The following is a 20,336-nucleotide window of genomic DNA, read 5'->3' on the forward strand; positions in this document are numbered from 1 at the left end:
AGAAATATATGAATTTTCGCCTGACTGGGCTGGCTTTCGCAACGGTGTTATTGGTAGGGTGTGCCAGCTCGCCTGGTGACGATCCGCAAGGACGTTCCGATCCTCTTGAAGGGTTTAACCGGGCGATGTTTAACTTCAACTATAACGTGATGGATCCCTACGTGCTGCGCCCGGTCGCGGTGGCATGGCGTGATTACGTCCCGACGCCTGCGCGTAATGGCTTGAGTAACTTTACTTCCAACTTGGAAGAGCCAGCCAGCATGGTGAACGAATTTCTGCGTGGTAACCCTTATCAGGGCATGAAGCACTTCAACCGTTTCTTCCTCAACACCCTGTTGGGGATGGGCGGGTTGATCGACGTGGCCGGAATGGCCAACCCGAAACTGGCGCGTGAAGAACCACGCCGCTTCGGTGGTACCTTGGGGAACTACGGCGTAGGTTACGGCCCGTATGTCCACTTACCGGTCTACGGCAGCTTTACCATTCGTGAAGACGGTGGTGACTGGGCGGATAGCGTTTATCCGGTGCTGAGTTATCTCACTTTCTGGATGTCGGCAGGTAAATGGGTAGTGGAAGGGGTTGAAACCCGTGCTCAATTGCTGGATTCCGATGGGTTGCTGCGCAACTCTTCCGATCCTTATGCGATGATGCGTGACGCCTACTTCCAACGCCATGACTTCCTGGCGAATGATGGGGTGCTCAAGCCGCAGGAAAACCCGAATGCCAAGGCGATCCAGGGCGATCTGGACGAGATCGACTCCGCCAACTAAGGATTAGTTTTTTCAACGTATCCTGTGGTGAATAGCGTTTGAAAAAGGATCCCCGGAAATCCAGGGATCCTTTTTTATTTATGCAAATGATAATCATTTTTATTGAGGATTTTCTGGGATGGCGGTGCAGTAAATGCTAAAATCTACGCTAGGCGACTGCCGCTGGTTACATGAAAGGCAGAGCCCGTGGCTTGGGAGCCGGCTGGTGTGGAACAAGGATCGTTTATAGCGGATTGCAGCATCACCTTTTACCGCGTTTTGTACCCTCTTTCCTCCCGGTTTTCTGCTGCCGCGATATTTTCGCTGTGATGTGCACGGAGAACGCCAATATGGACCTACTTTCTTCAGGCAATGCCCCTTTCTTGATCGCTCTTTTCCTGCTGCTGTTTATTGGCGTGCTGGAAACGCTAGCGGTGTTTCTCGGTGCTTCCCTTTCCAGCCATTTCGACGCAGCTATAGATTCCCATCCGGATATTACTCTGGGTGAGAACGTCTTCGCTCATGGCCTGAGCTGGCTGCATATCGGGCGTTTGCCGCTGCTGGTCATCATCGTGCTGTTTCTCGGCGGCTTTTCCCTGAGTGGTCTGATACTGCAATGGCTGGCAGGCGGTGAGCTACCGGTGTGGTTGGCGGTGATAGTTGCCTTTATCGTCGCCGTGTTTAGCGTGCGCTGGTGTGGTCGCGGCATTGCTCGCTACTTGCCACGCGATGAAAGCAGCGCGGTTTCCACGGACAGCTTTGTTGGGCGGATGGCAATAATGACCGGCGCAACGGCCACGGCTGGCTCCCCGGCAGAAGCCAGGTTGACTGATGAGCACGGGCGCACCCATTACATTTTGATCGAGCCGGATGAGGTGGACGTCGCCTTTGTACGCGGAGCCAAGGTGCTGGTTACGGCGCGTATTTCTGGCTCTCGCTTCAGCGGCAGCGCCAACCCTTGGCCGGATCTGCTGTGAATGTGGTTTTTAACGGAATTATTTTGATAATGCTTATGGAGAGGTAGCTCTAGTGATAATTAGTGATGGTCTTACGTTTTGGGGTTCGATGGCGGGTGGTATCTTTGTTGTCCTGCTGATCATCGGGCTGATTTTTTCACGCCTGTATCGCCGCGCCTCGGCGGAACAGTCGTTGGTACGTACCGGTCTGGGTGGGCTCAAGGTCGTGCTGAGCGGTGGTGCCATTTCCCTGCCGGTGTTTCATGAGATTGTTGAAATCAACATGAAGACCCTGAAGCTGGAGGTCAGCCGTGCCATGCACGACAGCCTGATCACCAAGGACAGAATGCGCGTGGACGTGGTGGTGGCATTTTTCGTCCGCGTGCAACCGACTATTGAAGGGATCTCCACCGCTGCACAGACGTTGGGCCAGCGCACGCTGTCCCCGGAAGATTTGCGCCAACTGGTGGAAGACAAGTTTGTCGACGCCTTACGTTCCACTGCTGCGCAGATGACCATGCAAGATCTGCAAGATACGCGCGAAAACTTCGTGCAAGGTGTGCAGAGTACGGTATCTGAAGACCTGGCGAAAAACGGCCTGGAGCTGGAAAGCGTGTCGCTGACCAACTTTAACCAGACCTCGAAAGAGTATTTCGATCCTAACAACGCCTTCGATGCCGAAGGTCTGACCAAGCTGACGCAGGAAACCGAACGTCGTCGTCGCGAGCGTAACGAAGTCGAGCAAGACGTGGAAGTCGCGGTACGCGAGAAAAACCGCGATGCCATGTCACGCAAGCTGGAGATCGAGCAGCAGGAAGCCTTCATGTCGCTTGAGCAGGAGCAGCAGGTTAAAACCCGCAGCGCCGAGCAAAGCTCGCGGATCGCCACCTTTGAAGCGGAACGCCGCCGCGAGGCCGAACAGAGCCGCATCTCTGCCGAGCGTCAGATCCAGGAGGCGGAAATCGAGCGCGAGCAAGCGGTACGGACCCGTAAGGTAGAGGCAGACCGTGAAATCCGCGTCAAAGAGATCGAGCAGAGTAAAGTCACGGAAATGGCCGCCATCGAGCAAACAAAAGTGACGGAAATCGCCGAGCAGGACAAGGCCATCGCCATTGCAGCCAAGTCTGAGCAGCAGTCCCAGGCTCAGGCGCGCGCTAATGACGCGTTGACCGAAGCGGTGAAAGCGGAGCAAAACGTGGAAACCACGCGCCAGACCGCTGAAGCCGATCGTGCCAAGCAGGTTGCACTGATCGAAGCCCGTCAAGGGGCGGAAACCGAGGCGATGCAGTTGACGCTGAAAGCCCGCGCGGAGAAAGAAGCCGCCGAACTGCAGGCCGCAGCTATTATTGAACTGGCCGAAGCCGCACGTAAGAAAGGCTTGGCGGAAGCGGAAACCCAGCGCGCGTTGAACGAAGCGGTCAATATGCTTTCCAGCGATCAGACCAGCCTGAAGTTCAAACTGGCGTTGCTGCAGGCACTGCCGGCAATCATTGAGAAATCCGTTGAGCCGATGAAGGCCATCGACGGCATCAAGATCCTCCAGGTTGATGGGTTGAACCGTTCTGGCGGTGCCGCAGGTGCGACGGCGGCTTCGGTCGGCGGCGGTAATCTGGCCGAGCAGGCGATGTCTGCCGCGCTCGCTTATCGCACCCACGCCCCGGTTATCGATTCCCTGCTACAGGAAATCGGTATCAGCGGTGGTTCATTGCAGGCGTTGACCGCTGCTTTACCGCAGGCGCAGCCAGTTGCTCCGTTGGCGGAGCCTGACGCTGTAGTCGTACAGGAAGAAATTGCGGAACAAAAACCGGAGTCGTATGCACCGTCAACTGAGCACAGCATCACGACGGTAAGCCTTTCCTGAGTTACGGCAGGACAGAGTTAACAGAATAAAAAACGGCGGGATAATCCCGCCGTTTTTACGTCTCTGTCTAAGAAAACAGATTAGAAACGGTAGTTGAAGCCAGCACCGTACAGCCAGGCTGAACCCTTCGATTCGAAGGTATATGGGCCTTCCTTGATGGTGACTTTCTGGCCGTGCATGTAGGACACACCCACGTCGACAGAAGCGTCTTTATTGAACGCGTAAGTGGTACCGGCGCTGATCCAGGCGCGATCCTGATCCGGGATCGAGATAGAGCGGTTTTGTGCTGGGACCGGGCTATCGTCGAAGGCGATACCGCCACGGAAGGTCCAGTTATCGTCGTAGAAGTAGGTAGTACCCAGCGCGATACGGTAAGCGTCACGGAAGCCTTCATGCTTCTGGAACAGCGTGTTGCCGTTGCTGTCGGTCGCTTTCAGCTCCTGGAACTGGCTCCAGCTGGTGTAGGCCATGCTGTAGTGGATCGCCCACTGTGGTGCCACTTTGTTATACCCGGAAACTTCCCACATTTCTGGCAGATTCAGGGTCAGAGAACCTGGGACGTTGTTGCCGTCGGTTCCCATTGGCAGGCCAAGTTTGCCGAGCAGAGGATTAAAGGCAGAAGGCAGGCTGCTTCTGTAGTCACCGTCAAAATCGATTTTCACTTCAGAACGGTAGGTAAAGCCGTAGCGGTTGTTTTCATCCACTTCATACAGCACGCCCGCGTTCCAGCCATAGCCCCATTTATTGCCTTCCAGATGAGAAATCTGGGTATCAGCAGGGATTTGAGCTACCTGGCCAGCCAGCGCCGGAGGCAGTTGTCCTGAACCTGCGATCAGCAGTGGCAAATCACCGGCGTAGCGATCGATTTTGGCTTTGGCATACACCGCATCAAAGCCCAGACCGAAGCTGAAGTGTTGGTTCAGACGGTAAGCGGCGCTCAGGTTGATATTGGCGGTAGTCAGGTCGGTAGTACCGCCGACGGAGCCAGCGGTGTAGCCTTCGTTGTATTCGGTGGCCAGGCCATAGTTGCTGGTCACGGAAGCGCCGACTGCCCATTGGTCATTCAGCGGTTGAATGTAGTGCAGGTTGGGTACCCAGGCGGTCGGGGCAATGTTCTTCGCATCCAGGCTGCGGCCTGAAGGTGAGGTGCCGGTAATGTTAACGTCTGGGTCAATAAAAACGGCGCCCGCAGTGAGAGAAGGGCGGTCAAACATCATCATGGTTGCTGGGTTACGACTTGCCGAGGCAGCGGTATCCGCCATTGCGCCTTCGCCAGAATAGGCTCGCCCTAAACCAGCCGCCGAAAACTCGTTCAGCTGGAATCCTGCGGCATACACGTTTGAAGAAATAATTGCCACTGCAGCTGCGAGAGCTGATTTAGTGAATAGGTTTTTCTGGCTCATGACCAAAACCTCATTTTATGTGTTTATTATTTAAACAATGTTACACAAGGTAACATGGAGCGCGCGATTGTAGGGTCCGTTATCAATCTGACAAATCAGACCAGTGGCTGAATTATAGGTCTGACCTGTTAAGATGTTGCAAGTTTGTTTTTGAAGTATTTCAAGATTGATATCAAAAAAGAGATCCACATAACAAAAAATGACCCACATATAACAAAATTCTTATGTTTTTTTACCGAATGGCGATTTAGTTATGTGATTTCCGTCACTTAAAATACTTACAAAAAGTAAGGCTAGTGATTGGCAAGCCTGAGGAGTAAAATAAACACAGAATTTTTGTTTATTTGCGCCAGGTCATAAATGGCTATTTGGGTGAGCGTAACCGCGGCCCGTGAGGAGATTTCAATTATGTCAGATGCAATCAATAAGTGTAACGCTCAGGAAACTGCTGCCTGCTGCTGTGTCGATGTCGGAACCGTGATGGATAACACCGATTGCACCGCTTCCTACAGCCGAGTGTTTGCCAATCAGCAAGATGCAGAGCAAACCCTGGCGGCACTGACTGAAAAGGCGCGTGGCGTGGAGTCCGATCCTTGTGACATCAGCAGTAGCATTAAACCGGTTGACGGCGGCGTGCAACTGGATGTGGATTTCACCTTCTCTTGCCAGGCAGAAACCATGATCTTCCAGCTCGGCCTGCGTTAATCCCGACCCGATCCCGTAGGGGCGTAATATGCGCCCCTGCTGGTATCCGCACCGCTTTACCCCCTACCAGAAAGTTGCTCCCGCTCTCAGTTTTCACTTCTGCCGGTTTGCCAAATGTAAACATTTGGTTAACAATGACCTCATCAGGTCAGACCTCTTTTTGTCCGTTGTGTTGACGGCCTCTCTTCAGGAGCGTTTATGAGTAAGGCATTGCCGCTGGTTACCCGTCTTGGCGACCGTATCGCCATTGTTCAAGGGCTGCGTACCCCTTTCGCCAAGCAGGCTACCGCTTATCACGGTATACCTGCGGTCGATCTTGGCAAGACTGCGGTGAGCGAGCTGCTGGCGCGTAGCGGCATCGATCCCGTCTTGATCGAGCAACTGGTCTTTGGCCAGGTGGTGCAAATGCCTGAAGCGCCCAACATTGCGCGGGAAATTGTGCTTGGCACCGGCATGAGTGTACACACCGATGCCTATAGCGTTTCACGTGCCTGTGCCACCAGCTTCCAGGCGATTGCCAATGTGGCGGAAAGTATCATGGCTGGCAGCATCAGTATCGGCATTGCTGGTGGGGCAGACTCTTCTTCCGTGCTGCCGATTGGCGTTAGCAAGGCGCTGGCTCGCACGTTGGTGGACGTCAACAAGGCCCGCACACTGTCGCAGCGCCTGAAGCTGTTCAGCAAGCTTAAGTTCCGCGATCTGATGCCAGTGCCGCCTGCCGTGGCTGAATACTCTACCGGCCTGCGCATGGGGGATACCGCCGAACAAATGGCGAAAACCCACGGTATTACTCGCGAGCAACAGGATGCTTTGGCACACCGCTCGCATCAACTGGCCGCCAAAGCTTGGGAGCAGGGGCTGTTGCGCGATGAAGTGATGACCGCCTATGCGCCACCGTATAAATCCCCGCTGGCCGAAGATAACAACGTCCGCAAAGATTCCAGCCTGGAGTCTTATGCCCGCTTAAAACCGGCATTCGATCGTCGTCACGGTACCGTCACGGCCGCCAACAGTACCCCGCTGACCGATGGTGCGGCGGCGGTGCTGATGATGAGCGAGTCCCGTGCGAAAGAGCTCGGCCTGGAGCCTCTAGGCTACCTGCGCAGCTTTGCCTTTGCCGCCATCGATGTCTGGGAAGATATGCTGCTCGGCCCTTCCTATGCCACCCCGTTGGCGCTGGATCGTGCCGGTATTACCCTGGCTGACCTGACCCTGATCGATATGCATGAAGCCTTTGCGGCGCAAACGCTGGCCAACCTGAAAATGTTCGCCAGTACCGAGTTTGCCCAACAGAAACTGGGGCGTGAGCAGGCGATCGGCGAGGTCGATATGGAAAAATTCAACGTGTTGGGTGGTTCTATCGCTTATGGCCACCCGTTCGCCGCGACCGGCGCGCGCATGATCACCCAGACGCTGCACGAGCTTAAACGGCGCGGTGGCGGTCTGGGGCTGGCCACCGCCTGCGCGGCCGGGGGCTTGGGAGCTGCGATGATCGTGGAGGTGGACAAATGAGTTTCGAGAACGCATTGCACGAACAGCGTGCCAAGCCTTCGGCATTTCATCTGACCTTACGTCCGGACAATATTGGCGTGATCACCATCGATGTGCCGGGTGAAAAGGTGAATACGCTGAAGGCGGAGTTTGTTGATCAGATCAACGACGTACTAATTAAAGCGCAGCAGCTTGCCACCCTGGAAGGCTTGGTGATCTTGTCCGGCAAGCCAGACTCCTTTATTGCTGGTGCAGATATCACCATGATTGCCGCGTGCCATACGGCCCAGGAGGCACAAACGCTGGCGAAGAAGGGGCAGAGCACGCTGGCACAGATTGCCGCGTTCCCGGTGCCGGTGATTGCCGCCATTCATGGTGCTTGCCTTGGGGGCGGGTTGGAGTTGGCCTTGGCCTGCCATAGCCGCGTCTGCTCGCTGGATGACAAAACGGCGCTCGGCCTGCCGGAAGTACAGTTAGGCTTGTTGCCTGGCTCTGGTGGCACTCAGCGCTTACCCCGCCTGATTGGTGCCAGCAAAGCGTTGGATATGATGCTGATGGGCAGACACGTTCGCGCGCGTCAGGCGCTGCGTATGGGCCTGGTGGACGAGGCCGTGCCGCAATCTATTCTGCTGCAAACCGCTATTGAGCGTGTAAAGCAAGGCTGGAAATCGCGCCGTGCGTTACCGTGGCAGGAACGCCTGCTCAACGGTCCGTTGGGCAGAAGCCTGCTGTTCAGCATCGTGCGTAAGAAGACCCTGGAGAAAACCCACGGTAACTACCCGGCAGCGGAGCGTATTATCCAAGTGGTGCGCACCGGTCTGGATCAGGGCAGTGTCAGCGGCTATGAAGCGGAGGCTCGCGCCTTCGGTGAGTTGGCTATGTCGCCTCAGTCTGCCGCATTACGTAGCCTGTTCTTTGCCTCCACGGCGCTGAAAAAAGAGCGCGGCGGGGATGCTCAGCCTCATGAGTTACACCGTGTGGGCGTACTTGGCGGTGGTTTGATGGGCGGCGGTATCGCCTGCGTCACGGCGACACGTGGCGGACTACCGGTGCGCATTAAAGACGTGAATGAGCAGGGGATCAACCACGCGTTGAAATACACCTGGGATCTGCTGGGCAAGCGGGTACGTAGCAAGCGCATGCGTCCGGCAGAGCGCCAGAAACAGATGATGTTGATTTCCGGCAGCACCGATTACAGCGGTTTTGAACGGGTCGACATCGTGGTGGAGGCGGTATTTGAAGATATCGCGCTCAAGCAGCAGATGGTGGCCGATATTGAACAACATGCCGCGCCGCATACCGTATTTGCCTCCAATACCTCATCATTGCCGATCAGCCAAATCGCGGCGCAGGCGGCCAGGCCGCAGCAGGTCATTGGTCTGCATTACTTCAGCCCGGTGGATAAAATGCCGTTGGTCGAAGTGATCCCGCATGCCACTACCAGCGAACAAACCATTGCCACTACCGTTGCCCTGGCCCACAAGCAGGGGAAAACGGCGATCGTGGTCGCCGATCGCGCCGGTTTTTACGTCAATCGTATTCTTGCCCCTTATATTAATGAGGCGGCGCGCTGCTTGCTGGAAGGTGAGCCTATCGAATCGGTGGATAAGGCTTTGGTCGATTTTGGTTTCCCGGTAGGCCCCATCATGCTGTTGGATGAAGTGGGTATCGACGTCGGCACCAAGATTATCCCGATCCTGACGGCGGAACTGGGGCCACGCTTTGCCGCTCCAGCGGCGTTCGACGCAGTGCTGAAAGACGGTCGCAAAGGGCGCAAGAATGGCCGTGGTTTTTATCTGTACCCAGCCGAGGGCAGCAGGTCACGCCAGAAACGCAAGAGCGCAGACAGTAGCATCTATTCACTGCTGGGTATTACCGCCAAGACGCATATTCAACCTGCGGTAATCGCCCAACGTTGCGTGATGATGATGCTCAACGAGGCGGCGCGTTGCCTGGATGAAGGCGTGATCCGCAGCGCACGTGACGGTGATATCGGCGCGGTGTTTGGCATTGGTTTCCCGCCGTTCCTTGGTGGCCCGTTCCGCTATATGGATGAGCTGGGCGCAGAGAAAGTGGTAAAAACCCTGCGCTATCTGCAACAGCAATACGGTGAATATTTTGCTCCTTGTGAACGCCTGCAGCGCATGGCTGAGCAGGGGGAACGCTTCTATCCGCAAGGCAGTTAACCAGCATAGCGGCCCGGATTGCGCTACAGTTTGATCAGAGCCGCATTGTGATCGCCATCACTCCTTGCAATTAGGGCAATCCCGGAGGCTGTACAGGGAGATTGGGGAGGGGTAACGTAGCGTTTTGGTGGGTGGCTCACTCAGCGCTACCAAAAATTTCATAGCAACAAGGTTAAAATTTAACCCGTTGAATTGGTTGTTATGTCAGCGATGAATTTGTGTAAGGGCGCAAATGTTGTAAAAAACAGCGTTTTCTTTACGCGAACTTTCAGGCAAAATGCCCGACCGCCATAGAGAAACGGCGCGTTATCGTTTGAAGCTGGCCTGCGCTCTTGAGCGTAACTCGGCGATACAGCACGCTCGGCGTTTCTGTATAGCGTTATTTTGTCAACAACAGCGGTGCAATATGCAAGTTTTGATTATGCGTCACGGAGAGGCGGCACTCGATGCAGCCAGCGATTCGGTAAGACCCCTTACTGTTTGTGGCCGTGATGAGTCACGTCAGATGGCGGCCTGGTTGAACACCAAGTCTGTGGATATTGAACGAGTTCTGGTCAGCCCTTATTTGCGTGCAGAGCAGACGCTGGAAACGGTACGCGAAACGTTAACGCTGCCGGAAGGTGAGGAAGTGCTGCCGGAGTTGACCCCAGGGGGCGATGTTGGGCTGGTGAGCTGCTATTTGCAGGCGCTGGCGAAAGAGGGCGTAGCTGCGGTACTGGTGGTATCCCATCTACCGCTGGTGGGTTATCTGGTGGCTGAGCTATGCCCTGGGGAATGCCCGCCAATGTTTGCTACCTCCGCCATCGCTAATGTCGAATTGTCCGAGGATGGCAGTATCGGCAAGTTTGAATGGCAGGTCAGCCCGTCACAGGTATTGGCCAAGGTCTGAACTCGTTCTCACATCAAAGGGCGATGATAAACATCGCCCTTTGTCATGAACGTCATCAAAACTGCCATTGTAACGTAAAGCCGAGGTTGACCGGGCTGGTGGTAAAATTATCGGGTTTGGACAGAGGCACCCCAACGAAGGCGTCATAACCGACCGCTTTTACCCTCCCTCGAATACCCGCAACGCTACCGAGCAAGTGACCATCGGCAAAATCGTTGCTACCGTCACCTTTTACCCGGCCATAATCCATACCTATATATAGTTGCTGCCCCAGTTTTGGCAGGTTCAGGTTCAGGTCATTGCGCAGGTAGTAGCCTTTATTGGCCATCATATTCACTTCCCCGTCAAAACCACGTACGGTCCAGCGGTTACCGATACTGAATTGATCCTGGGTGGTCAGGCGGTCCGGACTATATTGCTGGCGAAAGCGGGATTGATAACTTAGAGAGAGATCTTTCACAGTAAAAGGCGTATAGGTACTGACATCCAGGTTGACGATGCGGCTTGACGCAGCGCTGTCCACCGGTCTTTCTGCTCCAAACCAGGAAGCATCACGCTGATAACTCAACATGGCATCGATAATAGACTGGCCGACATAGTGGCGGTGATTGAATTCAATGCTCCAATTGGTCATATTACGCTTTTGTAACTGTAGTTCCGTATCGTTCAGATAAAAATGCGAGTTACGCTTTAGTACTTGAAAGCTGAGCGTGTTTTTTTGGTTCGCGTTGCGATACAAGAGGCGATTTACTTTTAAGCTAAGGTTGCGATACTTGCCGCGGTAGGAAAAATCAGTATAGATACCATTGATATTTTGTAAATATTCGCTGCGGCTGGCATATAAATCCAATGACCAGAAGCCGTAGGGCACCGAGTAGTATAAAGAACCGTTATTAGAATGATGGGTCGATTGGAACTGCAAATCACGACCAGCAGAAACATAGAACAGATCGTTCATCGAGGTCGGGTTATCAATATATAAAGCCAGGCCGCTTTGATAACGCCCGGTTTGTTTACTGCCTGAATCATCCAACCATCCACCCAAACGCCAGAATGAAGGTTGCTTACGGGTTATTTCCAAGTCGGATTCACCCGTATTTTGGCCGGGGTGGAGTGAAATATTGGCAACGACATCAGGAATGCGTTGCATGTTTTCTAACCCTTGCTCAATAGCACGCAGATCCAGCAGGTCCCCTTGGCTTCCAGGAAAGGTGGTGTGCAAGTTGACGAACTTATCACTGTCCTCGGTTAGCCTGACGTTGCCAATGGTGCCGGGCAGTATATTCAAGGTGAGAATCCCCTCCGTCAGATTTTGCTGCGGGATCATAACCCTGGTAGTGATGTAGCCATGTCCAATCAGGTTATTTTGTAGGGCGGTCGCGAGCGTTTTCACCCCTTGGATCCCCAGGCAACGCCCTTGTGCCTGTTCTGTCAGTTTGCGCAATGGTATCCAATGAGGGATCTTGTCGTCCTTATTCAGTTCAACCCGTTGTATGGTGAAGCAGGGGTGTTCTTCTGGAAAGTCAATGCTGGTGCTAAGGCCACCGTTGCCAGAGGAGCGAACGTCTTTACCTACGGTTTCCAATTGGTTGTAGCGTGCTTTTTCCTGCTCTTGCTGGTGACTCATTTGCTGCTCAATAAATTGGCCATTTTCAGCTGCCTGAACCAGCGGGGTGAAAATAAGCAATAGCCAGGCATTGGGAAAGCGAAAACGCATGTTAACTTCCTTATTAATATTATTTTTCTTAAATCAGGTGCGGTGTGGATATAGGTAAAAAATGAAAAACAGCTGATGGCCTTTTTGAGAGGCCATCAGCTTATTTATCGCCTATCACCCGATGCTACTCCTGTGATAAGGCTGCTCATCGTGCCAGTGTTGGCGCCGATTAGCGTTTGCTTTGGATTTCCACGTCATTGTCTGAAATCAGTTTACCGTAATTGTTGAATTTCCCTTCAGTATTGATAGTGATCTTGTTTTTACCCGCAAAGGTACCGTAATTAGTCATACTGCCATCGATACCCTGGCCATTGCTAAAGACCCCACGCTTTATGTTGATCGCTAAAGTATCACCCGCCTCAATATTTCCTGAGGTACCAGAGAATAAACCATTATCTAAATGTGATGCATTAATCACCGCATGTTCACCCGCAATGATTTTACCGTCCTGATTACCTATAGCGGTCGCAGTTATCGTGACGTTTTTAGCACTTTTAATACTCCCGAATTTATTGGTTATGCTATAGGTAGGAGTAATATTGATGTTACCATTGGAAACAATTTGACCATAATTATTATTGAGTGTAGAACGCAGGTTTAGATTCATGTCACCACCGCTGAATACGCCGTATTCGTTGGTTGGGTTGTTATAGGTATAATTCACTAGATGAGAAGCATCGATATCCAATGCATTCTGAGCCATGATTTTACCTGAGTTATTTTTAATAGTGTTACTCTTAAGGTTGATGTTACCCTCGGCCATAATGGTACCTTGGGTGTTATCCAACTCATACGATGCATTAATAACGACGTCATCTTTGGTTTTGATGGTGCCGTAGTTATTATTTACTATTGACGCATCCAGAGTCACGCAGCAGTTGGCCTCAATGATCCCGCGATCGTTACGGATGGTGTTAGTAGCGGTATTAATGGTCACGCCACCAAAACTGGAGGCAATCCTACCCAGATTGTTATTCACACCATACTTGGCATCCATGGTGATATCGTCTACGGCACTGATCACGCCGCTGGTATTCTTGATTGAAGCGCCGCTGGCATTAATCGTGGTGCCTTTTCTAGCGCTGATTGCACCGTTCGTATTGTCGATCCCTACCTGTACCCCAGTTAACTGACCAAGACCTACGCTACTAATGAGGTTGATATTACCGCCGGCCGTCATGGTGCCTTTAACGTTGTGCACGTAACCACTGTTAATGTTAATATCATTGCCAGCCTCAAGATTACCGCCTGAGTTCTTTATGGAATCCGAGCGAACTTTAGAGGTTGATACCAGACGGATATCATTTTTGGCAGAAATCGTCCCTTTGTTGGTCAGAGAGCCATTCATGTTCATAACCACATCGCCTACGGAGGCGGCGATGGTACCTGCGTTATTCACGCCCAAACCTACACCGGAGCCGACCAGCGTAATTTTATTGGCATACATGCCGCCCAGGCTGGAGACGTCAAGACCTACGCCATACTGGCTGTTGGAGGTGAGTGGCGTTGCTGTGGTATGTGCAGCGTCAACGCGGTTTTGGCCATAAGAGACCCGAAGATCCTGGGCCTGCACGTCGGCGTTAATGGCAACGGCTTGGGCGATTAAATCAGTATAGTTAGCGCTGGAACTCTGCAAACCATCGCCAGTAATGGTGATTTTACCTTTGTTGACAACGTAATCGAGCACCTCGCCATTAACTACCGTGGTTTTACCGGTGGTCAAGGTGGCACGATTGGCATTAATAAAACCACAACCGTTACAGGTAATGCCCGATGGGTTGGCAATAATAACCTGTGCGTTCTGGCCGGCCACCTCAATCATCCCGTTCAGCTGGCTGGCTTTGGAGGAGTTGACTTCATTGAGGATAACGTTAGCGGCACCATTGGCCAAATTCTTGTTGCCGTTGATGGCACCTGCTAACTGAGTTGTTGAATTTTGTGCGCTGTTATTTAGCACCACCCCTCCGCGATCTACATCAAACTGGTTATAGATGTTGTGAGAGACGCCGCCGTTACCTGGGGCTTTAATATCTACAACCGTACTACCTTTGATGGAACCGGAGTTGATTGATGGGCCACCTGGGGCGGAAACGATAGCGGCTTGGGCAACGCTTACGCCTTGTAAGGCCAGCAGGCTAAAGAAACAAATTGGTGAAAGTTTAGCAAAAAACTGCTTCTGTTTATTTTTTACGGTCATAATATTATTTCCTATAATATTTTAGATGCAAAGGTTATCAATATTGATAACCAATCTAGCGGTAACGGATTTACAGCTAACTTCTTTTCTGTCAACCATGAGGAAACGCCCCCAAGTTGTGCAGGAGGTATTTGCTATTATTTAATAAACTCAAGGAATTGTATTTCTATTCGTAGTGGTTATTAACTGTGATTTATAATTTCACTCTAGACCTGAGTATAGCAAAGCATGTTTTCCCTATTGTAGAAAAAACCCGATGCTCAGCGAGCTACAGGAATGTTTATGCAGTTGGTTTATGCGCTGTATGGCTATGGCCTTCTAAGTGGGTATTGCCAGTATTAACTCGAACTGCCCGCATTCTACTTACAATATTTCTCCTGTCTACTTCTTGGCGTTAATACAGGATCTTTCTCGTGAATTTTAAATCACATCAATGATTTTGGTTTTAAGTATACTTAAAACAAATGTATTTATTGGAAATTCCAGCGTAAAAGGTCTTGATACATGCAAGTGGGTGTGGTAATAGAATCGGGGCTTAATTTTTAGTCAGGGCTATTTTGCCAAGATTTTTCTAAGTAGGCGTTAAGAGTGGTAATTTGATGAACTCTATGGATTGAAATGCCCGGCAGAAAAACACACAGCTTAAATTATTAGTGGCCTATTAGTGAACTTTGAGTCTTTTTGCGTATAACTCAAGTTGCAGGCATGCTGACAGTGTTCCGTTTCTCGACTTAGTCATGGGGCCCCTTTGGGAGCCGTCACTTCGGCTGATTTGGCACAGATAAGTGCCATTTTATGTCGCTATTCTGTTAATTCTATCAATACCAGTACCGCTGCGTTACCACCCCATTCTTTAGGGGCCTGGTGGAACGCCAGCACGTCCGGATGTTGCGCTAACCACAGCGGCGTTTGCTGTTTGAGGATGTGTTTGCCGTGGCCATGCATCACGCAGGCACAATGCACGTGTTCACGCTTGCAGGCGGCGATCATCGCCCCCAGCTCCTGCTTGGCCTGCATCTGCGTCAAGCCATGCAAATCCAGGAACAGATCCGGCACGTAATCCCCGCGACGCAGTTTCTTCAACTCATAATGGCTGTAGCCAGGACGCACATAGCGCGTTGGGCCTTCATCCTCTAACTGTGGCTGGAATTCGTCAGAAAAGTAAAAGCTGGCATCCACCTGTTCTTGCAACAGGCGCTGCGGCGCGATCTGCTTGGTTTTCATTTTAGGTTTTGGGTGGACGATGGTGTCCTGCTGTAGCTTCTTTGCTCCGGCTACCGACTCTCTAAAGAGCAACAATTCATCTTTGCTCAGAGGGGGCTTATTCTTCATTATTCTCTCACCGCCTATCATTTATGGCGCTAGTTTACCTGCTCGAAGGTTTCTGTCGACGCAAAACTGGCACTGAATGCCAACCAGAATGCTTCTACGCTGCTATTGCTGCTGATTTGTGGCAGGCTTCATGGCAAACTACGGGGCTAAATCATGAATTATCGCGCCTGCCGGAGGGCAAATTGGACAAAATTTTCGTCGAAGAAGCAGTGAATGAGCTGCACACCATTCAGGATATGCTGCGCTGGGCCGTAAGCCGTTTTAACGCCGCCAATATCTACTATGGCCACGGAACCGATAATCCGTGGGACGAAGCCGTGCAATTGGTCTTGCCCAGCCTGTTCCTGCCGTTGGATATTCCTGAAGACATGCGCACTGCACGTTTGACCTCCAGCGAGCGTCACCGCATCGTTGAGCGCGTGATCCGCCGTGTCAACGAGCGCATCCCGGTTGCCTACCTGACCAACAAAGCCTGGTTCTGCGACATGGAGTTCTATGTCGATGAGCGCGTGCTGGTACCACGTTCACCGATTGGTGAGCTGATCAACAATCGCTTCAGTGCGCTGATCCCACATCCGCCACGTCATATCCTGGATATGTGTACCGGCAGTGGTTGTATCGCTATCGCCTGCGGCTATGCCTTCCCGGAAGCGGAAGTGGACGCGGTAGATATCTCCACCGACGTGCTGGCCGTGACCGAGCGCAATATTCAGGCACACGGCGTGGAACATCAGGTGATCCCGATCCGCTCCGATCTGTTCCGTGACGTGCCGGCGATCCAATACGATCTGATCGTCACCAACCCGCCTTATGTCGATGCGGAAGATATGTCCGACCTGCCGCAAGAGTTCCGCTTTGAGCCGGAACTTGGGCTGGCCGCAGGCAGCGACGGCCTGAAGCTGGTGCGCCGCATTCTGGCCTGTGCGCCTGACTTCCTGAGCGATGACGGCGTGCTGATTTGTGAAGTGGGCAACAGCATGGTACATCTGATGGAACAATATCCGGATATTCCGTTCACCTGGTTGGAGTTTGATAACGGTGGGGACGGCGTATTCATGCTGACGAAACAGCAGCTGATTGACTGTAAAGATCATTTCAGCCTCTACCGCAGCTAACCAACAACCTGGGCCCGCATAGCGGGCCTGTATGCCCCGTTTGCACGCCGAGCGGGATGACAACCAACGGTAAGGAGCCGTGATGGCAGGGAACAGTATTGGGCAGTTTTTCCGCGTCACCACATTTGGTGAATCTCACGGTGTGGCGCTGGGATGTATCGTAGACGGTGTGCCGCCCGGCATTCCGCTGACAGAAGCTGATTTGCAGCACGATCTCGATCGCCGCCGCCCCGGCACTTCGCGCTATACCACCCAGCGCCGCGAGCCGGATCAGGTGCGTATCCTCTCCGGGGTGTTTGAGGGCGTCACGACGGGCACCAGCATCGGCCTGATGATCGAAAACACCGATCAGCGCTCGCAAGACTATGGTGCGATCAAAGATGTGTTCCGCCCTGGTCATGCCGATTATACCTACGAACAGAAATACGGTGTGCGTGATTATCGCGGTGGTGGCCGTTCTTCGGCGCGTGAAACCGCTATGCGCGTTGCTGCCGGTGCTATCGCTAAAAAATATCTGGCGCAGAAGTTTGGCGTACAGGTACGCGGCTATCTGGCGCAGATCGGCGACGTGAGTTGCGAGCTGAAAGATTGGGATCAGGTCGAGCAGAACCCGTTCTTCTGCCCAGATCCGGACAAGCTGGAGGCCCTGGACGAACTGATGCGCGCACTGAAAAAAGAGGGCGACTCCATCGGCGCCAAAGTGACCGTAGTGGCGGAAAACGTTCCGGTCGGGCTGGGCGAGCCGGTGTTTGATCGTCTGGATGCCGATCTGGCGCATGCACTGATGAGCATCAACGCGGTTAAAGGTGTGGAAATCGGCGATGGTTTTGCCGTGGTCACCAAGCGTGGCAGTGAAAACCGCGATGAAATTACCCCTGAAGGCTTCCAGAGCAACCACGCGGGCGGCATTCTTGGTGGTATCAGCAGCGGCCAGCCAGTGATTGCACATCTTGCGCTGAAGCCAACCTCCAGCATCATGGTGCCGGGCCGTACGATCAACCGTCAGGGTGACGCGGTGGAGATGGTCACCCGTGGTCGCCACGATCCGTGCGTCGGGATCCGTGCGGTACCGATCGCCGAAGCGATGATGGCGATCGTGCTGATGGATCATCTGCTGCGCCAGCGTGCGCAAAACGGTGATGTGATTTCCGACGTGCCACGCTGGTAAGGGATTGCGATGAAAAAATGGATACTGGGCTTGGTTGCGTTGATCGCTTCGGGTTCTGCCTTGGCGCTAACGCCGTGGCAAAAGATCGACCACCCGGTTAGCGGCACTGCGCAGGCCGTTGGGGGTTTCGCCAACGGTTGTATTATCGGGGCGCACCCATTGCCGCTTAATTCACCGAACTATCAGGTGATGCGTACCGACCAGCGGCGCTACTTTGGCCACCCAGACCTGTTGGCGTTTATTCAACGCCTGAGCAGCCAGGCCAACCAGAAAGCGTTGGGCACGGTGTTGATCGGCGATATGGCGATGCCGGCCGGTGGGCGCTTTAGCAGTGGCCATGCCAGCCACCAATCCGGCTTGGACGTGGACATCTGGTTGCAGTTGCCGCGTCAACGTTGGAGCGCACAGCAACTGCTGAAACCGCAGCCAATCGATCTGGTGTCTGGCGACGGTAAACAGGTGGTGGATCGCCAGTGGCAGCCGCAGATCGAATCCTTGATCAAGATGGCGGCGCAGGACAGCGAAGTGACGCGGATCTTCGTTAACCCGGCAATCAAACAGCGTCTGTGCCAGGATGCCGGTGCTGATCGCGATTGGTTGCATAAGGTTCGCCCTTGGTTTGGGCATCGTGCGCATATGCACGTCCGCTTGCGTTGCCCGGAGGGTAGCCTGGAGTGTTTGGATCAGGATGCGCCTCCAGTGGGCGACGGCTGTGGCGCCGAGTTGGCCAGCTGGTTCAAACCGCATCAGCCGAATGCCAATCCGGTCAAGAAGGAGCCGCCTCCGCTGCCGCCAACCTGTCAGGCGCTGTTGGATAGCCACTTCGCCAACCGCTGATAGCCTAGTAAAAACGCCTCGAATGGGGCGTTTATTTTTTGAGTTTTAAGGCGTAGTGTGTGCGGCAAACAAAAATGATATATCCGCGAATGCCAACAATCTAAGCAAACCCGTTATTTTCCTTTCAGGAGGAAGAGGGGGTTTAAGCAATTGGTATCAGGTATGGATCCACTCTTGCAGGCAGACGACTTATGGATGGGCTGGTATTAGGTCCCGAATTGCTCGGGATACTGTTTTTGGTAGCAATGTTCGCCGGGTTTATCGATTCTATCGCCGGCGGTGGTGGTTTGTTGACCGTACCGGCTCTGCTGGCCGTGGGCGTTCCTCCCACGCAGGCTCTGGCGACCAATAAATTGCAGTCGGTTGGGGGATCGTTTTCCGCCAGCCTGTACTTTGTCCGCCGTCGGGCCGTTGATCTTAATACCCAGAAGCTGACCATCTTCCTGACGCTGGTGGGCTCGGTGATCGGGACAATACTGGTGCAGCATATGCGTGCCGATATACTGCGCCAAATGCTGCCGCTGTTGGTGATCGGCATCGGCGTCTATTTCTTGCTGACGCCACGGCTGGGGGAAAGCGATCGCCAGCGTCGGCTGGGGGCGTTACCCTTTGGCTTGGTGGCAGGGGGTTGCGTTGGATTTTACGATGGTTTCTTCGGGCCTGGTGCTGGCTCGTTCTATGCCCTGGCCTATGTGACGCTGTGCGGTTTTAACCTGGCCAAGGCGACTGCTCATGCCAAGGTGCTGAACTTCACCTCCAATCTGGGCAGCCTGGTGCTATTTATTATCGGTGGCCAAGTGATCTGGAGCATTGGCTTGGTGATGCTGATAGGGCAGGTGTTCGGTGCCCGTCTTGGAGCGCACATGGTGTTGACCAAGGGCCAGAAGCTGATCCGGCCGATGATCGTGATAGTTTCTTTGATCATGAGCTGCAAATTGCTGTACGACAACCACGGGGCGGAAATCCAACAGTGGCTGGCATTGCATTTTTAGTGTGCCAATCAGACTTTACAGTGAGATAATAACCTTCTTTAACTTATGGTTATACTCAATGAATTTCATGTCACAGCTAGGCGGCCAGCTTGTTCATCCTCAGGAGCTTACTTTAGTAAGTGACTGGGGTGTGCAAGTGCAGACAACAACGCTGTGGCTTGAAAGACGAAGAGTATATTTGAGTTTTTTATGCCAAACATACACCAGTATCCGCAACTGATTGAGATCTTTAATCAGTGCTTTAGCGATGAATTCAATACCCGCCTGGTTAAAGGCGACGATGAGCCTATTTACCTGCCTGCCGATGATGAGCTGCCTTACAACCGCATCGTCTTTGCGCACGGCTACTATGCCAGCGGCATGCATGAAATTTCCCACTGGTGCATCGCCGGTGCCGAACGCCGCAAGCTGGTGGACTTCGGTTACTGGTATTGCCCGGATGGGCGCGATGCCCAGACGCAAAGTGAATTTGAAGCGGTTGAGATCAATCCGCAGGCGTTGGAGTGGATGTTCTGCGTGGCGGCGGGTTTCCCGTTCAACGTCAGTTGCGACAATCTCAGCGGGGATTGCGAGCCAGATCGCATTGGTTTCCAGCGTAAAGTCCGCACTCGGGTGCTGGAGTTGTTGGAACGAGGAATACCCACACGACCTGCGCGCTTTATTCAGGCGCTGCAATCGTTTTACAATACGCCTCCGCTGGCGGCCGAGTATTTTCCCTACCCGGAAGATCTCTGAGGC

16 protein-coding genes are annotated in these 20,336 nt (G+C 53.1%); 12 read left to right on the forward strand and 4 right to left on the reverse strand.

Annotated features, from left to right (window positions below):
• Positions 1-8 precede the first annotated feature (8 nt).
• The 3 genes from mlaA to KAJ71_RS02160 all read left to right on the forward strand — a co-directional run bounded on the left by mlaA (position 9) and on the right by KAJ71_RS02160 (position 3,566).
• Positions 9-770: a phospholipid-binding lipoprotein MlaA gene (gene mlaA, locus KAJ71_RS02150; protein ID WP_248944180.1), complete on the forward strand. Its 762-nt coding sequence runs from the start codon at positions 9-11 to the stop codon at positions 768-770.
• 329 nt (positions 771-1,099) lie between these two features.
• A complete protein-coding gene (locus tag KAJ71_RS02155) occupies positions 1,100-1,726 on the forward strand; it encodes an OB-fold-containig protein (protein ID WP_248944181.1) in 627 nt (208 codons plus the stop codon).
• An 88-nt stretch (positions 1,727-1,814) separates the two neighbouring features.
• Positions 1,815-3,566 carry a flotillin family protein gene (locus KAJ71_RS02160; RefSeq protein ID WP_248944182.1) on the forward strand — a complete coding sequence of 584 codons (1,752 nt, stop codon included), beginning with the start codon at positions 1,815-1,817 and terminating at the stop codon, positions 3,564-3,566.
• Between the two features lie 80 nt (positions 3,567-3,646).
• Here the strand turns inward: KAJ71_RS02160 and fadL are convergent, their stop codons facing one another.
• The gene (gene fadL / locus KAJ71_RS02165) at positions 3,647-4,969 is read right to left on the reverse strand and encodes a long-chain fatty acid transporter FadL (RefSeq protein WP_065683041.1); all 1,323 of its coding nucleotides are present in this window, start codon (positions 4,967-4,969) and stop codon (positions 3,647-3,649) included.
• Positions 4,970-5,377: 408 nt separating this feature from the next.
• Here fadL and KAJ71_RS02170 point away from each other — a divergent pair, with 408 nt between their 5' ends.
• The 4 genes from KAJ71_RS02170 to sixA all read left to right on the forward strand — a co-directional run bounded on the left by KAJ71_RS02170 (position 5,378) and on the right by sixA (position 10,240).
• Complete coding sequence (locus KAJ71_RS02170) at positions 5,378-5,674, forward strand: YfcZ/YiiS family protein (protein ID WP_021806065.1); 297 nt, start codon at positions 5,378-5,380, stop codon at positions 5,672-5,674.
• A 198-nt stretch (positions 5,675-5,872) separates the two neighbouring features.
• Positions 5,873-7,186 (forward strand): acetyl-CoA C-acyltransferase FadI, encoded by a 1,314-nt coding sequence (gene fadI / locus KAJ71_RS02175; protein ID WP_248944183.1) that lies wholly within the window; start codon positions 5,873-5,875, stop codon positions 7,184-7,186.
• Positions 7,183-9,351: a fatty acid oxidation complex subunit alpha FadJ gene (gene fadJ, locus KAJ71_RS02180; protein ID WP_248944184.1), complete on the forward strand. Its 2,169-nt coding sequence runs from the start codon at positions 7,183-7,185 to the stop codon at positions 9,349-9,351. Before fadI ends, fadJ begins: the two co-directional genes overlap by 4 nt.
• A 406-nt stretch (positions 9,352-9,757) precedes the next feature.
• Positions 9,758-10,240, forward strand: coding sequence for a phosphohistidine phosphatase SixA (gene sixA, locus KAJ71_RS02185; protein WP_248944185.1), 483 nt, complete (start codon positions 9,758-9,760; stop codon positions 10,238-10,240).
• Positions 10,241-10,295: 55 nt separating this feature from the next.
• Here the strand turns inward: sixA and KAJ71_RS02190 are convergent, their stop codons facing one another.
• From KAJ71_RS02190 to smrB, 3 genes are all read right to left on the reverse strand, one after another.
• The gene (locus KAJ71_RS02190) at positions 10,296-11,957 is read right to left on the reverse strand and encodes a ShlB/FhaC/HecB family hemolysin secretion/activation protein (RefSeq protein ID WP_248944186.1); all 1,662 of its coding nucleotides are present in this window, start codon (positions 11,955-11,957) and stop codon (positions 10,296-10,298) included.
• Positions 11,958-12,126: 169 nt separating this feature from the next.
• Complete coding sequence (locus KAJ71_RS02195) at positions 12,127-14,154, reverse strand: two-partner secretion domain-containing protein (protein ID WP_248944187.1); 2,028 nt, start codon at positions 14,152-14,154, stop codon at positions 12,127-12,129.
• 801 nt (positions 14,155-14,955) lie between these two features.
• Complete coding sequence (smrB, locus tag KAJ71_RS02200; RefSeq protein ID WP_248944188.1) at positions 14,956-15,486, reverse strand: endonuclease SmrB; 531 nt, start codon at positions 15,484-15,486, stop codon at positions 14,956-14,958.
• 182 nt (positions 15,487-15,668) lie between these two features.
• Here smrB and prmB point away from each other — a divergent pair, with 182 nt between their 5' ends.
• From prmB to KAJ71_RS02225, 5 genes are all read left to right on the forward strand, one after another.
• Complete coding sequence (gene prmB / locus KAJ71_RS02205) at positions 15,669-16,601, forward strand: 50S ribosomal protein L3 N(5)-glutamine methyltransferase (RefSeq protein WP_248944189.1); 933 nt, start codon at positions 15,669-15,671, stop codon at positions 16,599-16,601.
• Positions 16,602-16,683: 82 nt separating this feature from the next.
• Positions 16,684-17,769, forward strand: a complete 1,086-nt coding sequence (aroC, locus tag KAJ71_RS02210; RefSeq protein ID WP_248944190.1) for a chorismate synthase — start codon at positions 16,684-16,686, stop codon at positions 17,767-17,769.
• Between the two features lie 9 nt (positions 17,770-17,778).
• Positions 17,779-18,606 (forward strand): penicillin-insensitive murein endopeptidase, encoded by an 828-nt coding sequence (gene mepA, locus KAJ71_RS02215; RefSeq protein ID WP_248944191.1) that lies wholly within the window; start codon positions 17,779-17,781, stop codon positions 18,604-18,606.
• A gap of 191 nt (positions 18,607-18,797) precedes the next feature.
• Positions 18,798-19,598 carry a sulfite exporter TauE/SafE family protein gene (locus tag KAJ71_RS02220; RefSeq protein ID WP_248944192.1) on the forward strand — a complete coding sequence of 267 codons (801 nt, stop codon included), beginning with the start codon at positions 18,798-18,800 and terminating at the stop codon, positions 19,596-19,598.
• A 189-nt stretch (positions 19,599-19,787) separates the two neighbouring features.
• Positions 19,788-20,333: an elongation factor P hydroxylase gene (locus tag KAJ71_RS02225; protein ID WP_248944193.1), complete on the forward strand. Its 546-nt coding sequence runs from the start codon at positions 19,788-19,790 to the stop codon at positions 20,331-20,333.
• The last annotated feature ends 3 nt before the right edge of the window (positions 20,334-20,336 follow it).

Source organism: Serratia silvae (assembly GCF_023282985.1).
Lineage (GTDB): Bacteria > Pseudomonadota > Gammaproteobacteria > Enterobacterales > Enterobacteriaceae > Chania > Chania silvae.